Consider the following 14,346-nt stretch of genomic DNA (forward strand, 5'->3'; position numbering starts at 1 on the left):
CGCTCAGCCGGGGCCCTGTTGAGGCTGGCTTGACGCCTTGCGGAATCGCCACGGCATGAGGTCTTCGATTCTGCTATGGGGATGGCCTTCGATGATCGCCTCGAGTGTTTCGGCGATGTAGCTGGCCGGATTGACGTCGTTGAGTTTGCAGGTGGCGACGATCGATGCCAGCAAGGCCCAGTTTTCGGCCCCGATTTCATGTCCGGCGAAGAGAGCGTTTTTCCTGGTCAAGCAGATTGGCCGGATGGCGTTCTCGACCGGGTTGGTGTCGAGCTCGAGACATCCGTCTTCGAGGAAGCGCGTCAGCCCCTCCCAATGATTGAGCGCATAGCGGATATCCTCGGCGAGCGTCGATCCGCTGGAGATCATCGACAACTGTTTCTCGAACCACGACTTCACCGCGGCTACCATGGGCAGCGAGTGCTCCTTGCGCGCGGCCAGCCGGATGTCCGGCGATGAGCCGCGTACCATGGCTTCGATGGCGTAAAGCTGGGCGATGTGCCGAACGGCGGCCTCGGCGATCGGCGATTTGCTGTTACGGGCCAATTTGACGAAGCGCCGGCGCAAATGGCTCCAGCAATGCACGAGCGTCCACGGCCCTTGCGGTCGAACGACTTCGTTCAACCGGTCATACCCGTCATAGGCGTCGCATTGCAGGTGGTGTCCGCCAAAGCCGTTCAGGAACTGCTCAGCAAAGGCACCGCTGCGACCGGGGGCATATCGGAACAGCACGATCGGCGGACTTGGACCGCTGTGGCCGCGGTCATCTGAGGCGATCGCCCAGAAGTAGCCTTTCTTCGTTTGGCCGCGCCCCGGATCGAGTACTGGCGCCTTGGTCTCGTCCATGAACAGCCGATCCGCCATGGCCAAGTGGTGGCGCATGTGGTCCGCGATGGGCTGAAGATGGAAGCAGGCGCGGCCCGACCAGTTGCCCAGTGTCGCCCGATCAAGCCGGATGCCCTGGCGCGCATAGATCTCGGCCTGACGGTAAAAAGGCGTATGGTCGCCAAATTTGGAGACGATCACGTGCGCGATGGCCGCTTCGGTCGGCAGCCCGCCGGGCACGACGTGCTCCGGTGCGTGCGCCTGCACGACGGGGCCCGCGCAGCGGCGACAGATGTATTTTGGGCGGCGTGTGACCAGCACGCGCCATTGCGCCGGGATCACGTCGAGGCGCTGGCTGACGTCCTCGCCGATCTTCGTCATGGCGCCGCAACCGCACGGGCAAAGCGTGCTCGCAGGCTCGATGATCCGCTCCATCCGCGGCAAATGGGCAGGCAAGCAGCCGCGATTGCGATGAGGACCTTGATCCGGCACGTTCCGCGATCGGCCATTGATCACAGCCTCGGCTCTCTCTTGCGCCGCGTCCAGGATGCCTTGCGCGATCTCCACGTCTTCCAGCGGTAAGTGATACTGATCTGGCCGCAGCTTCTCGGACTTCGCGCCGAACTTCTCGCGTCGCAATTCGCCGAGAATGATCTCCAGCCGACGTCGCGCTTCCTCCGACGCCGCCAGTGCCCCCTGATGCTCGCTCAAGGCCGCCTGCGTTTGCGCCAATGGCGCCTTAAGGTGTTCGTTTTCGTCGCGCAGCGCCGCGATGCTCATGCGCTATTTCGAGCACATCGCCGCCGCGTGTACCACGTTCAAAATAGCTGCCGAGTCATTCTGCCGCAGTTATCCCGCCGCCTGCGGGCGCCGTGCTTCTTCCGGGCGGACCAATCTCCAATCCAGCCCTTCGAACAAGGCCGCAAACATCGCCGGCGACATGCGCATCACGCCGTCCGCGATCGTTGGCCAAACAAACTTGCAACCTTCGAGGCGCTTGTGCACCAACACCAGGCCCGTTCGATCCCAGACCAAAATCTTGATCCGGTCCGCTCGTTTCGATCGGAACACGAAGGCTGCGCCGCTGAACGGGTCGAGACGAAGCATCTCCTGCACCTTCGCCGCAAGCCCATCGTGGCCACAGCGGAAGTCGATCGGCCGCGTCGCGATGTAAATCTTCAGATCAGCACCGGCCGCGATCATCGTGACGCTCGCACCGCACGGATCACCCGGGACAGCTGCTCACCATCAATGGCCGTATCCGTCCGCAGCACGACATCACCGATCGCGATCTCAAGCTTGATCGCCGGAGCAGGAAGCTCCTCCAAAGCACGTTCCACGACCAGCGGAGCGAATGTCGGCGGGGATGCCTCGCACGGCGGCAACATGCCTCGCTGGCGAAACCGCCGTCGCCAATCGTAGATCTGCCAGCGCGTCGCTCCGTGCTTGCGCGCGACCTCGGACACCTGGGCACCGGGCAACAGACTCTCGGCGACAATCCGAGCTCTCTCAGCTTCCGAACGCACGCGGCGCCCCGACGGTCCTTCAAGAACTTCCAGCCGGCTAACCGACCCCGATGGGCCGTCCAAATGGACGTCCTTTTTGCTGTCCAATCCCATCCAAAACCTCCGTCCAAAGCCGGAGGCTTCTTCGCATAGCTATCCAGATCCCGAAGCAAGGGTTACGGCTAAGCGCTTACCTTTAGGGCGGTCCGGGGCTCGTATTTCGTAAAGCTTCTGGGCGCCACTTTAGAGCACCTTATTGAGATCAACATCGTAACCGGCCGCCCTCAACTCTCTGCACAATGGTAGCCGCCATTCACCCTCCAGCGGGATGTAAACAACACCGTCGAAGTCAGACGGCCTTTCGACATCTTGGCTTACCAATGCCGCTACGCGGTCTGGTCCTAGGGCACCGATAAAGAAACCAAGTTCAAATATGACATTCTGCCTGGCGCGGAGATGCTGCTCGCCATCACGGATGCCTCCGACATCGTCTGGGGTCATGAGTACGATTGCAAAACCGATATCAGACGCAACCTCTCGGAATTTAGTTATGAGCGCTCGGCCCTTGTTCGGCTGCTCGTGGAGAATGACGGCCTCCAGCCCCAATAACCCGAGAAAACGAGCCACCGTTTCTCGGTGCTCACCATCGCGACCGTGGACAACGAATATCCTGTTAGAAAGCTCAGCGGCCTCTTCTGCATAGTCGTCGCCCGATGCAGTCCCAGAACTACGCTTAAGGTCCTCTCCACGTTCAATTAGCTTTGCACCGCCTGCTCCAGCAGAGCAATCGAAGATAGACGGCCCCTGTCGTAGTACGGACGGTGGTCAACGGACGTTGCCCGACCGACCAGAATTGGGCCACCAGACAATGTTGCTGCCGGATGATACCTTTTGAACTCTGATGAGGAAGCGCCAAAGACATCCTCCAAGGTCTGCTCAATCGACGCCTTGATCGCTTGGATTGCAGGCCCTCCCCGCTCGTGCATTCCAGAGGTGTCCAAGTTCTTGAGGTCCTCGATTCGCTTTTGTAGGCGCGGAATGGCACGCTCGATTTGCTCAAGGCTTAGCTCGGCGGACTGACGATACGGTTCGGGCGTGGGCCGTTTTGGCATTTGATTTCAAACCTTCTTCGAACTAGCGCCGCCTCTAGCCGGCGAAGCGCTCTCTCTGCATGTACTCGACAAGCGCGTTCACACGCTTTGGCATCAAAGGATGATCAGGATACAACTCGATACCCTCCGCTTCTGCTTTGAGGCGTGCATAACCACGCATCATCTTTTCTGTGTACTCGTACCAGCCCCGACCATTGCCCGAGAGAATCTGGCCGTACTTGTCTTTGCAGAGATTGTAAACGCGAGCCCTAAATTGAGCTTCGGTCAGAGTGCGGCAGCGCCAATCACTTGCGGACAGATTGGCCGCGCCCGGCTCGCGACTATTAGCTTGCATGATGCGGCGATAGGAATCGTACATGTCTCCCGACTTCCGTCGTAGCTCGTGCCCATCAGCGGCGGCCCGAAAGGATCACTTCGGCATTCTTCGAATACTTTCGGACCGCATCATCGTAACCCTTCCGGAGCTCTTCGCTCGCGGATTGCACCGCCACGCCAGTTCCTGTGCGATAGTGCTCCAGCTTCACGAAGCCGTCCTCCAGCCAATCCTTGTTAGGATCGTTGTACATGGCCCAAAGTATCTTTTCGCAGAGCAAGTGCACGAAGTGAGGAAAGCCGTCGCTGATCCGTGTAATGCGCCAGCCCGAGGTGGGGATCGATTTTGACGTCAAGTGCGTCGAGTGCCTTCAGTACAATCAGGCCACAGGAGCCAAGGTCGAGCCTATCTAGCTTTATTGTATGGAAATAGCGGTAGGTGGACATGTGCGCAGCAAACAGGCTCTCAAGAGTTTCGCCTATCCCACACATAATGATCTTCAAAGGAAGGTTATCCACCTCCGCGAGCTTCTTAATCAGGAGGTCTACGTGAATATGCTCGCTCTTGGGCATATGATCGAATTCATCAATGATGATCACCGGGCGTTTGCTGTGGCGCTCCATCGCAAAGCACAGCAGTTCGACAGCATCATTAATGGATTTAGGTTTGGGCAGCTTCCCCTGCTCAACCGTGCTTCGCATACCAGCCGAAAGATTGAACTTCCAAAGCCCAACCCCTCCGCTTTTGCTTGTCTCAGTCACCGTCTTCCCCTGCAAGGGGTCAGATGGCAGCGCTTGCTTGAGGATGTCGTAGACAAGGCTCGCAAGCGTCCCGTCAGGGCTGCACTGCACGTAGATTGGCGGCTTGTCCGGTGATTGGATGAGGTTGGCAGCAGTGTATGCCAAGGATGTTTTACCAACACCCCGAAAGCCGTGAATGAACACGTGCCTGCCCTTCATGGCTAGCGATTGCCTAACCTCAGTAAGCTGCGCGTCACGCCCTAGAAGGAACTCCGGAGACTTAATGGCGTGTGCTGGCGATAGGACGGCATTGAGCCGCTCACCAAATTCTTCTAGCGGGAGAGCAAAGGCTTCTTTCAGAACGGACATCGGGCAGCCTTTCGAATCACCCACTAAGTGTACCGCCTTAGCCATGCAATTCCGAATTGCAGGGATTCGCGAGGTATCCCTACCGCACGTGGTGGGCAGTAGTATGCCCTGAGCGTCGCAAACATCTTTGGACGGGCCTGAGACAAGGAGCCCAGCGCGCGGCAACGTGTGGGGTAAACAGCACGGCACAAAGGCTGAGTGTCTAATTGTCGTCGTCGTCGTTGTCGCGACCGATTGTCCTTGGGTCTAATCCACGGCTCCAATCTCGGTCCGGTCCTAGTCCTCCGCCGGGGGCGATGGACAAGCCACCGTCGGGGCCAATTGATTGTCCGCCTTCCAGACCAATCGATAGTCCACCACCCGGACCAATTGACAGGCCACCTCCGGGACCAATGGACCTGCCACCACCAGCGACCAATCGAATCACACCCACCGGGACCGATTGAACCTTGAATGCAGTTTCTCCGCGCTTGAGCGTGCGCCGATGACGAACACCAACTCACAAGCAGCAGCACGAGAAGTGAAATGCGGTTCATGGTCTCAGCTCTGGACGGTTCAAATGTTACAGCTGCGTCTAATACTCACGTGCGATACTAGGCAAGCACGCTCCGCAGAACAGGCGCCTCTGTACCTGACATGGCCCCCTTCTAGGAGGAGGCAGGTTTCTGTTGCAGTCGCGAAACTATTCCACGAACAACATTTTTCATACTCGTTTTGGTATCTGTACTAAGGTCCGCAAATTTGATCTCCCCCGCCGTGACCTTGTTCAAGAATTGATATGCTAGAATTGCTTTCGCTCTGGCTCCGGCCTTGACGTACTGTGAGTTCTTGCCTTCGACAGGTGCGTCGGGTTCACCAAGAACGTGGCTCTTGAAATCATTCCTTTCAAAAGTGTCCTCGATTCCGTCGCCGGGTATTTTGAACATGCGCGCGCTTGCCGTACTATCATCATCGCCGAACATGTGCCGCTTGAGGCCATTGTACGCCTGTCGTCCCGCAGTATCGTCATCGACCGCGACGACGAACTCCAAGCCCCAGCCCAGAAACATGTTTGCTAACGCTTCAACGTTGCTTACTCCCGTGGCCGCAATGAAATAGGCCTCCTGCTTTTCGCCTACCAACTTCCAGAACGCCGTAAGATAGTAGAACCCACTAATTTCTTCCAAAATGACATTGTTTCTCTTCTGCACTACCTGCTGGTGTGAAAGATCAACCCCCATTGACGTCAGCACGGGCGATAACGTGTCTCTTGAAGCCGCACCAAGTTCATGCGCGTGGATGACACGCGTTGGCGTGTTATCTGCGTCGCCATCCCTCTGCGCGGCCAGGACGCGGTAGAGTTTGTCGTACTCAATCATATGTGGACTGTGCGTTGTGTACACAATCTGGCGCTTGCTCGATGATCCGAGCTGATTGATCAGTTTCAGAACGTCAGCCTGAGCCTTCGAGTGCAGATTTGCACCCGGCTCGTCCAACAAAAACACTGCACCGTCAGCATCCTTCTCCGAAGCCTTTAGCTGAAGGTAAAATGACACAAACCAACGGACACCGAGACTGCGTTGTTTTGGAAAGAGCTGATTTAGTCCATCAACGATCCAGAACTCCAAGTGCGGGGCGCCCGGTGTCGGAGAAGTAGGGCCATGGTTGGCGTATTCGCACTTTAGTTGGAGCTTCTCTCTCTTTCCGATTGTTTGGCTCCAAAAGCGGCTGAAATCCTCTGTTACAATCGCGTTGGCGCGCGCCAGCATCGTTTGGCGGCTCCTGGGACTACCTTCGACGAGCGCCGCCAAACCCACGTTCGCTATCTTGAGGAAGTTGTGCGCAGCTATTGCGCCGGCTCCCGCCAGAGACCAATGCCCGTCCTTCTTCTGAATATCGACACGGTCTGGCAACAAGCCCGACGCTTGATCAAAGAGGACCATGGTTGGGCCCTCAGTATAGATTTCTTGTGCCAGGTTACCGACGGTCAGATTTATCCCATCGTCTTCCTCTGCTTCATCCTCCTCCTCCTCTTCTTCGTCCTCATCTTCCTGTTCCTCCTCCTCGCTCTCCTGTTTCGCCTCCGGCGCCGGAGGTTCAGGCGCGGGCTGAGGCTGCATGCTTTCGAGAACGTTTGCCAAATCCTGGTCTTCGCAACCCAATATGCATTCGTATTTCTCGGCCGTTGGGACTTGCACCCAGCGATAGCTTAACGTCAGGATGTTCTTGGTGTGTGCCAGATACTTTACTAACACCAACACTTGTTCTTCTGGGTAGTCCGCCAACTTGTCCAGTAGTTCCTTCGGTGCCACCCTGACCTTCAGGAGGACAGCCGGAAGCTCAGCGTCGATACGACAATCATCATCCGTTATGTTGCTCGGCCCAAGCGTCTTCGACAATGCTTCAAGGATCGATGATTTACCGCTCTCATTTTGTCCCACGATTACCGTCGCGCCATCTTTGGAGAAGGCGCACCACCCCGTGTCCACAATCGATCTAAAATTCGTGATGCGAAAAGCGACCAGATCAAGCATGTGGCTAGTGTTCCCGTGTTCGCCCAACGGCGCCGAACCGACATCGCTTCCGCCAATGATTGCCTTGGCGAAATCAATCGGATGCTGATTCGGGAAATCCGCTCGCGAGAATTCTAGCTTCTTCAACCCTTGGTATGCAAAACGGAATCCCAGGGATTCCAAAACGCCGCTTACAACAGTTCGTCTACCCTGTTACAAATTGATCTAACGCTCGTTACATCAGTTTGTGTTCATAGGGCATGGCAATGGCTCAGGGAAAATTCGTCTCATACCTGCGGGTCTCGACAGATAAGCAGGGCCGCAGTGGCTTGGGCATCGAAGCCCAACGTGAAGCCGTCACGAGCTACCTCAATGGTGGTCGGTGGACCCTGGTGGCCGAGTACGTAGAGACGGAGAGCGGCAGGAAGTCGGACAGGCCCAAGCTCGCCGCTGCGCTCTCCCACGCCAAGGCCATCGGCGCCAAGCTCGTGTTTGCCAAGCTCGACCGGCTGACGCGCAATGTGGACCTCCTGCGCTCTCTCGTGGCCAGCGATGTTGATCTCGTCTTCTGCGATTTGCCGAACGTTCCTCCAGGCCCCATGGGCAAATTCTTGCTGACACAGATGGCCTCAGTGGCGGAGCTGGAAGCGGGCCTGATTGGAGAGCGCACGAAGAAGGCCTTAGCAGCCGCCAAGGCCCGAGGGGTGAAGCTCGGCAATCCCAATGGTGCCCGTGCGCTCCGAGGTAAGCAGACTGGCAACGCTGAGGCAGTGGCGAGGATCAAACAAAACGCTGCTCAGCGCGCAGCGGACCTCAAGGGTATTGTGAACGACATTCAGAGCGCAGGGAACACCACGGTGCGCGGGATTGCTGAGGAGCTAAACGCGAGAGACATCAGGGCTCCTCGTGGAGACACATGGCACCCGACTGCCGTGTCGAGACTGCTGACCCGGCTCAACGTTGCAACCAAGTGAACGGAGACCAAAACCATGACCCTCGTATCTCTGTTCGCCCTCGCCGCATGCGTCGCGGTAGCTTTCGAAACGTGGGTGACCGCTACGGTTCTCGGGGCGGCGGCGCTGTACCTCGTCGGGCACGGCGTGTAAGCGCGGCAGTAACAAAGCTACGGGTCCCTTATTCGCTACCGGACCCTATTTTACCCACCCTGCCCGGCTCGGCTTCACTCAGCTCGCCTTAAAGGGGCGGCCGCCGCCAAGGTCAGAACTGCAGCGCTTAGCGCCATACCCCAAGCGGCCCGTCGCGTTCCGCTCAACCTCCTGTACGCCTTGTCGGCAATGCCCTACCTTGGTGACACAGGGAGGAGCCATGCGCAGCATTTTGACCGCAACCCTTTTGTGCTTTGCCGCCGCCGCGACGGCTGAGGCCGAAGAGCCATATCTTCTCACAGGAAAAGCCTACGGTGCCTGCATAGGAACGCAGATGCGCTTCAAATACGACCCACCTCAAATGATAAGGGAGGTGATTCAGCAGAAATGCGGCAAACTAGAGGAACAAGAGACCGAGCAATTCGCGGACTTCATTGTCGCTCATGTTGGACAGACGCTCACTGCTGAGCTTGCAGCAATCATTACCGTGCATATGATCGCATCCCCGCAGAAGCTCCGCGAAGGTGCTATTGAAGCCTACTTGAAGACATTTGCTAAGCCTGCCGACAGGCCACCACCTGCACCGCGCAAATATTCTAGTCCGCCGGTCGACATAACACCCCAATCAAAATGACCTAGGCGATTACTCCAGCGGCCCTTAGGTCCCGTTGAATGTCTACAAATCGTTCAGCGACGTCGTTGCGGAAGCGGTGTTGGAGGATGCCACTGAAGTCTGAAAAGACATTGGTGCCTTCCTTGAGAATGAGCATGACGCTACGCCTGCCTAGGCGACCACAAAACCACCCCAACTCCCAAATCACATTTGGTCTCGCTTGGACGAGGGTTTCACCCGCGACTGTCACTTGATCATCTGGAGTAAAGAGAGCGAAAGCAAATGAACATTGAGAAGCGTGCTCCTCAAATTTTTCGATTATGGTGTTTGCACCTGTATTGGGCTGAAGCGCCAACACAATCGGTGTCAGATTGAACTCATTCGAGAGGAGGCTTTCCAATTCCCTCCGCTTTGCCTCGTCGTGGCCATGTATGATGAAAACCTTCTTAGCATCCACGCCCCGCGTAGAACTGGGTGATACTGCTGATTCCGCTCGATGTCGCCCACGATTCCGGAATGATCTCGCCCACCGTTCCGATTTGATGTCGCCCGCCATTCCGAGATGATCTCGCCCACCATTCCGGGATGATGTCGCCCGGGGTGACGAGGCCTCTTCTGGCTCCGATACGGTCCCGCCTTTCGGCTTTGCGAAGGGGGACCTGGATGCCGACGGAGAGGTTTGCGATGCGCCATGTGCGCGATGTGATCAGATTGAAGTCGGCCGGGATGCCGACCCGCGAGATTGCGCGGCGGGTGGGGACAGCCCCTTCGACGGTGCGGTTGACGATCCACCGGTTCGAGGCGGCGGGGCTGACCTGGCCATTGCCCGACGACATCACCGACGCTGCGCTGGAAGCCCGGCTGTTCGCCAGCGCGGGAGCCGGTCCCGGCGCCCGGCGGGGCCATCGCCGGCAGGCCGAGCCGGACTGGGCGGCGGTACACCGCGAACTCCGGCGCAAGCATGTGACGCTGTCGATCCTGTGGGACGAGTACATCGCGGGCGAACCCGGCGGGTATCGTTATTCGCGGTTCTGCGAGCTCTATCGCGCCTGGGAAGGCCGCCTGTCGGTGACGATGCGCCAGTCGCATACGGCCGGCGACAAGCTGTTCGTCGACTATGCCGGCGACGGCGTGCCGGTGGTAATCGACCGGTTCACCGGCGAGCGACGCGCCGCGCAGATCTTCGTCGCGGTGCTCGGCGCATCGAGCTTCACCTACGCGCAGGCGACCTGGACGCAGGGGCTCGCCGACTGGATCAGCGGCCACGTCGGCGCCTTCGAGGCGATCGGCGGCGTGCCGGCGCTGCTGGTGCCGGACAATACCAAGGTCGCAGTGATCAAGGCCTGCCGCTACGATCCGCAGATCAACCGCAGCTACGCCGACATGGCGGCGCATTACGGCACCGCCATTCTGCCGGCGAGGCCGCGACGGCCACGGGACAAGGCGAAGGTCGAACAGGCGGTCCTCATGGTCGAGCGCTGGCTGCTCGGGCGGCTGCGCCACCGCACCTTCCACAGCCTCGCCGAGGTCAACGCGGCGATCACCGAGCTAATGACCCGGCTCAACGAGGAGCGGCCGATCCGGCGGCTCGGCGTGACCCGCCGCAAGCTATTGGAGGAGATCGACCGGCCGGCGCTCAAGGACTTGCCGGAGAGCCCCTACGTGTTCGCCGAGTGGCGGATCTGCCGGGTCAGCATCGACTATCACGTCGAGGTCGAGGCGCATTACTACAGCGTCCCGCATCGCTTCGTCCGCGCCGAAGTCGAGGTGCGCTTCACCGCCCGCACCGTCGAGATTTTCCACAAGGGCGAGCGGATCGCCGCGCATCAGCGCATGAGCGGCAACCACAAGCACACCACCGTGCCGGAACACATGGCGTCCAGTCATCGGCGCTACGCCGGCTGGACCATCGAGCGCATTCGCAAGGAGGCCGCCACGATCGGGCCGGCCACCGCGGCGCTGTGCGACCTGATCCTCGATGAGCGGGCGCACCCCGAGCAGGGCTTCCGCGCTTGCCTCGGCATCATCCGGCTCGGCCAATCCTACGGGCAAGAGCGGCTCGATGCTGCCGCCATGCGGGCGATCGACATCGGCGCCCGCACCTACAGTTCGGTCAAATCGATCCTTGCCAACAATCTCGACCGGCGTCCTTCACCCAAGCGCCCCGCGGACAACGCGCCGGTCCTTCATCCCAACATCCGCGGGCCGCGCTACTACAATTAGGAGATCACGCCTTGCTCACGCATCCGACCCTCGATCAACTCCACGCGCTCGGCCTTCATGGCATGGCCAAGGCCTTTGCCGACATCGAAGCCGGCGGCGATGCCGCAAGCCTCGGCCATGCCGAATGGCTCGCGCTGCTGCTCGAACGCGAAGCCTCGCTGCGACGCGACAAGCGGCTATCGAAGCGGCTGCAATACGCCAAGCTGCGCCAGCAGGCTTGCGTCGAGGACATCGACTATCGCACCCCGCGCGGCCTCGACCGCAGTCTCCTGACGATGCTGGTCGAAGGCCAATGGATCGACGACCACGCCAACCTGCTGATCTGCGGACCTTCCGGCGTCGGCAAGAGCTGGCTCGCCTCGGCGCTCGGCAACAAGGCCTGCCGCGACAATCGCTCCGTGCTCTATCAGCGTGTCCCGCGGCTGTTCACCGATCTCGCTTTGGCGCGCGGCGACGGCCGCCACCCGCGGCTCCTGCGGGCGCTCGGCCGCATCGATCTGCTCATCCTCGACGACTGGGGCCTCGAGCCGCTCGACGCCGCAGCCCGCCACGACCTCCTCGAGATCCTCGAGGACCGCTACGGCCGCCGCTCCACCACCGTCACCAGCCAGCTGCCCGTCGATCAATGGCACGCGCTGATCGGCGATCCCACCTACGCCGATGCCGTCCTCGACCGCCTGGTCCACAACGCTCACCGGATCGATCTCAACGGCGAGAGCCTGCGGCGAACCCGCAAACCCGATCGAAAGGCCTGAGCCAGTGGCGCTGTGGACATGCCGCTGCGCTTGGACAACGCAAAGAGCGTTGCCCACATGCCCACAGCAGACCAACAGCAGACGAAGAAGGGCCTCAAGCCGCGATTCAAGTTGACCCCGCGGCTTCACCGATGCCAGAAACCAAACAGCCAGAACGCCTCGCGCCCCGGGCGACATCAAATCGGAATGGTGGGCGAGATCATCTCGGAATCCTGGGCGAGATCAAATCGGTACACCCGGGCGAGATCATCGGAATCCGCATGATACCTGCCGTCTCCCTTTTTCCATGAGCTCATCGGGCGAACGCTGAAGCCGCACAACCGCATTGCTAACTACAGTGCTGAACTGCGACACGCAGTGTAACGAAGGCGATCCATAGACGGTACCCTCTTGAAGATCATGAGCTAGCTGCGGCGCGTATCTCAGTCGGGGCAGAAAATCATTGAAGAGGTCAATCACCTCACCCGCCAGCTTTCTGAAACGCGCCTCATCGTCCCTGTGAATGTGAACACTGTTTGGCTTGCGGACGAACCTTCTGACGATCCCGTCCAACTCCTCCGAGTAAGCACGAAGCACAGATAACAATTCATCCGCCGTCATACGTTCGTCCACCTGTTCCAAATCATCGCTCCAACATACACGGCGCAATGGCGGGAGGCCAAGGCACGGGTCCCATAGTCGACACCGGACCCTATTTCCCCGCCCTGCCCAGCCCCGACTTCACTCGGCGAGCTTAAAGGGGCGGCCGCCGCCAGACTTACGGCAGCAGCAGGCGAACACGAGGAAATCTCGGGTCCCATTGGCGGGTCCCATCTCTCGCCGCGCTCGACCTAGGAATCCCCAGGTACCGCTGGGACCCTCAAGCGAGCCTCATGTGGGAGGATTCCAATGGGTTACAGGTGGACCGGGACCACTTATAGACCAGAAGGCACCTCCGATGTGCCGCCTGAAGCGTCACCATGGAACGTAGCTCTTTGCGAGATTTTTGATGCTCACGTGCTTCAAGCGCAAATACTTAAAATATTCGAGGCGATGCTCGACAAGGTATTCAGGATTTAGGATCGCTCCATCGGCATTTTCGACACCCACAGCAACAGCAAACTGCTCTCGCATCGGTGCGACCTTCGCGTAGCGGTCTAGCAAACTCCGCAGCACGGCCTCGTTTTCTGTCTCAAGCCGTCTAACGGTGTCGCGAAAGCCCGCGTGGATGGCGCCAATGTGCTCGACGTACTTGCGAATGAGCGGCACCGGGTTGGGTTGATTGCCAAGGTCACGGAAGGAAGTGCGAAGGTCCGGGGCCATGTCGCGAAGCTGCGAAATAGCTTCAGCGTCCATATGGGGAACGATGGAAAACGAGAAACCCGTAGTCTCGTCTCTCTCGTTGACGTCCCTGTGGCGGTCGAATGTAATGCCATTAAGCGGCGGCCCCACATGTTGCGCGTAGTTTCGTACCGCCTCCATTTGACGATATGGCAACGGATGAAGTGGATTGTCGCGTTTCAAATCTAGGAGCGGCTGTATCGCTGGATGCTTTCGTCCGAGCAGTCGCACAGCGTGTTGTGGCAGTGCATCACGATAGAGCCGTGTGGACGAGAGAAGATTGGACACTCGGCGGCTCACCAGGTTTAGCGGGGCTGCCATCTCCTCGTATTGTCGGTGCACGAACGCGAGTACTCTGATCCCGAGATTATGGACCGTCTCTTCAAGCTCGACGTAATTTTCCATCACCGCGTCGTACTTTTCTTCGACCGCGATCAACTCGTTTATAACACCCCGAGCAGGCTTCACCGCGTCGTATTCGGCCTTGGTGATCTCAACCGTAGGCACGCGCGCAAGAACCATCCTGCGTATGACGTAGCGCATTAGCTGATACTCTCATCGTGACGAAGATTGGATTTTGCAGACGATTGGCTCAAGACGGAAAGCCTTGTCATTCCCGTGAGACTACGGGCGCACCGAAGCACCCATATAGACTTTTACGCGCAGTTTTGGTGCGCTTGGAGGTGGCCCAAACGCCGATTCCACCCCTTGAAATCCTTAGTGATTCTAGAAGACATCAATAAGTTAGCGCGCGATCACACCCACTTGTAGACCAAAAGGGCACCCTGTCCGCACTGGGAGCCCTTCGCTCGGCCAATCGGGCGGCGCTTCGCCTCCGCAGCCATCACGCCGAGTACGCAGGTCCCACCGATGGACCATCAGGCCGCTCTCCGCTCGTCACCATCATCAATCTCAACACCACGAATGACTGAACCATCATCAACGCACGCAGGGCCGTCGCAGGCCCCGGACT

16 protein-coding genes are annotated in these 14,346 nt (G+C 58.9%); 4 read left to right on the top strand and 12 right to left on the bottom strand.

What is annotated here, in order from left to right; all coding sequences use genetic code 11:
• Nucleotides 1-3 precede the first annotated feature (3 nt).
• The 9 genes from tnpC to ACSKB9_RS17780 all read right to left on the bottom strand — a co-directional run bounded on the left by tnpC (nt 4) and on the right by ACSKB9_RS17780 (nt 7,503).
• A complete protein-coding gene (gene tnpC / locus ACSKB9_RS17740; protein ID WP_438074547.1) occupies nt 4-1,605 on the bottom strand; it encodes an IS66 family transposase in 1,602 nt (533 codons plus the stop codon).
• Nucleotides 1,606-1,674: 69 nt separating this feature from the next.
• Nucleotides 1,675-2,028 (bottom strand): IS66 family insertion sequence element accessory protein TnpB, encoded by a 354-nt coding sequence (tnpB, locus tag ACSKB9_RS17745; RefSeq protein WP_247383196.1) that lies wholly within the window; start codon nt 2,026-2,028, stop codon nt 1,675-1,677.
• Nucleotides 2,025-2,444, bottom strand: a complete 420-nt coding sequence (gene tnpA, locus ACSKB9_RS17750; protein WP_411780319.1) for an IS66-like element accessory protein TnpA — start codon at nt 2,442-2,444, stop codon at nt 2,025-2,027. Before tnpA ends, tnpB begins: the two co-directional genes overlap by 4 nt.
• Nucleotides 2,445-2,573: 129 nt before the next feature.
• Nucleotides 2,574-3,125, bottom strand: coding sequence for a TIR domain-containing protein (locus ACSKB9_RS17755; RefSeq protein WP_438080280.1), 552 nt, complete (start codon nt 3,123-3,125; stop codon nt 2,574-2,576).
• The gene (locus ACSKB9_RS17760) at nt 3,086-3,442 is read right to left on the bottom strand and encodes a hypothetical protein (RefSeq protein ID WP_438074550.1); all 357 of its coding nucleotides are present in this window, start codon (nt 3,440-3,442) and stop codon (nt 3,086-3,088) included. Before ACSKB9_RS17760 ends, ACSKB9_RS17755 begins: the two co-directional genes overlap by 40 nt.
• A gap of 34 nt (nt 3,443-3,476) precedes the next feature.
• Nucleotides 3,477-3,800, bottom strand: a complete 324-nt coding sequence (locus ACSKB9_RS17765; RefSeq protein WP_438074552.1) for a hypothetical protein — start codon at nt 3,798-3,800, stop codon at nt 3,477-3,479.
• A 31-nt stretch (nt 3,801-3,831) separates the two neighbouring features.
• Complete coding sequence (locus ACSKB9_RS17770) at nt 3,832-4,008, bottom strand: hypothetical protein (RefSeq protein ID WP_438074554.1); 177 nt, start codon at nt 4,006-4,008, stop codon at nt 3,832-3,834.
• Nucleotides 3,992-4,864 (bottom strand): AAA family ATPase, encoded by an 873-nt coding sequence (locus ACSKB9_RS17775; RefSeq protein WP_438074556.1) that lies wholly within the window; start codon nt 4,862-4,864, stop codon nt 3,992-3,994. The genes ACSKB9_RS17770 and ACSKB9_RS17775 overlap by 17 nt, the downstream gene beginning before the upstream one ends.
• A 647-nt stretch (nt 4,865-5,511) precedes the next feature.
• Nucleotides 5,512-7,503 carry an ATP-dependent nuclease gene (locus ACSKB9_RS17780; protein ID WP_438074558.1) on the bottom strand — a complete coding sequence of 664 codons (1,992 nt, stop codon included), beginning with the start codon at nt 7,501-7,503 and terminating at the stop codon, nt 5,512-5,514.
• Between the two features lie 119 nt (nt 7,504-7,622).
• Here ACSKB9_RS17780 and ACSKB9_RS17785 point away from each other — a divergent pair, with 119 nt between their 5' ends.
• Both ACSKB9_RS17785 and ACSKB9_RS17790 read left to right on the top strand, forming a co-directional pair.
• Nucleotides 7,623-8,330: a recombinase family protein gene (locus ACSKB9_RS17785; protein ID WP_438074560.1), complete on the top strand. Its 708-nt coding sequence runs from the start codon at nt 7,623-7,625 to the stop codon at nt 8,328-8,330.
• Nucleotides 8,331-8,682: 352 nt separating this feature from the next.
• Nucleotides 8,683-9,096: a hypothetical protein gene (locus tag ACSKB9_RS17790; RefSeq protein WP_438074562.1), complete on the top strand. Its 414-nt coding sequence runs from the start codon at nt 8,683-8,685 to the stop codon at nt 9,094-9,096.
• Between the two features lies 1 nt (nt 9,097).
• Here ACSKB9_RS17790 and ACSKB9_RS17795 read toward each other — a convergent pair whose 3' ends face one another.
• On the bottom strand, nt 9,098-9,532 hold the full coding sequence (locus tag ACSKB9_RS17795) for a TIR domain-containing protein (protein ID WP_438074564.1): 435 nt from the start codon (nt 9,530-9,532) through the stop codon (nt 9,098-9,100).
• Between the two features lie 227 nt (nt 9,533-9,759).
• Between ACSKB9_RS17795 and istA the strand changes: the two genes are divergently transcribed.
• Nucleotides 9,760-11,298 carry an IS21 family transposase gene (gene istA, locus ACSKB9_RS17800; RefSeq protein WP_438080202.1) on the top strand — a complete coding sequence of 513 codons (1,539 nt, stop codon included), beginning with the start codon at nt 9,760-9,762 and terminating at the stop codon, nt 11,296-11,298.
• A gap of 11 nt (nt 11,299-11,309) precedes the next feature.
• Nucleotides 11,310-12,053 carry an IS21-like element helper ATPase IstB gene (istB, locus tag ACSKB9_RS17805; protein ID WP_076828398.1) on the top strand — a complete coding sequence of 248 codons (744 nt, stop codon included), beginning with the start codon at nt 11,310-11,312 and terminating at the stop codon, nt 12,051-12,053.
• Nucleotides 12,054-12,299: 246 nt separating this feature from the next.
• Here the strand turns inward: istB and ACSKB9_RS17810 are convergent, their stop codons facing one another.
• Together ACSKB9_RS17810 and ACSKB9_RS17815 are read right to left on the bottom strand one after the other, a co-directional pair.
• Complete coding sequence (locus tag ACSKB9_RS17810) at nt 12,300-12,674, bottom strand: hypothetical protein (RefSeq protein WP_438074566.1); 375 nt, start codon at nt 12,672-12,674, stop codon at nt 12,300-12,302.
• 333 nt (nt 12,675-13,007) lie between these two features.
• Nucleotides 13,008-13,916, bottom strand: coding sequence for a hypothetical protein (locus ACSKB9_RS17815; protein WP_438074568.1), 909 nt, complete (start codon nt 13,914-13,916; stop codon nt 13,008-13,010).
• Nucleotides 13,917-14,346: the final 430 nt, after the last annotated feature.

This window comes from Bradyrhizobium sp. BR 1433, from assembly GCF_051547665.1.
In the GTDB taxonomy this organism is placed as follows: domain Bacteria; phylum Pseudomonadota; class Alphaproteobacteria; order Rhizobiales; family Xanthobacteraceae; genus Bradyrhizobium; species Bradyrhizobium australafricanum.

Excerpts from the sequence above, each read along its gene's own strand:
- tnpC (WP_438074547.1), bottom strand. The coding sequence starts at position 1,605 with ATGAGCATCGCGGCGCTGCGCGACGAAAACGAACACCTTAAGGCGCCA.
- tnpB (WP_247383196.1), bottom strand. The coding sequence starts at position 2,028 with ATGATCGCGGCCGGTGCTGATCTGAAGATTTACATCGCGACGCGGCCG.
- tnpA (WP_411780319.1), bottom strand. The coding sequence starts at position 2,444 with ATGGGATTGGACAGCAAAAAGGACGTCCATTTGGACGGCCCATCGGGG.
- ACSKB9_RS17760 (WP_438074550.1), bottom strand. The coding sequence starts at position 3,442 with ATGCCAAAACGGCCCACGCCCGAACCGTATCGTCAGTCCGCCGAGCTA.
- ACSKB9_RS17765 (WP_438074552.1), bottom strand. The coding sequence starts at position 3,800 with ATGTACGATTCCTATCGCCGCATCATGCAAGCTAATAGTCGCGAGCCG.
- ACSKB9_RS17770 (WP_438074554.1), bottom strand. The coding sequence starts at position 4,008 with ATGTACAACGATCCTAACAAGGATTGGCTGGAGGACGGCTTCGTGAAG.
- ACSKB9_RS17775 (WP_438074556.1), bottom strand. The coding sequence starts at position 4,864 with ATGTCCGTTCTGAAAGAAGCCTTTGCTCTCCCGCTAGAAGAATTTGGT.
- ACSKB9_RS17785 (WP_438074560.1), top strand. The coding sequence starts at position 7,623 with ATGGCTCAGGGAAAATTCGTCTCATACCTGCGGGTCTCGACAGATAAG.
- ACSKB9_RS17790 (WP_438074562.1), top strand. The coding sequence starts at position 8,683 with ATGCGCAGCATTTTGACCGCAACCCTTTTGTGCTTTGCCGCCGCCGCG.
- istA (WP_438080202.1), top strand. The coding sequence starts at position 9,760 with ATGCGCCATGTGCGCGATGTGATCAGATTGAAGTCGGCCGGGATGCCG.
- ACSKB9_RS17815 (WP_438074568.1), bottom strand. The coding sequence starts at position 13,916 with ATGCGCTACGTCATACGCAGGATGGTTCTTGCGCGCGTGCCTACGGTT.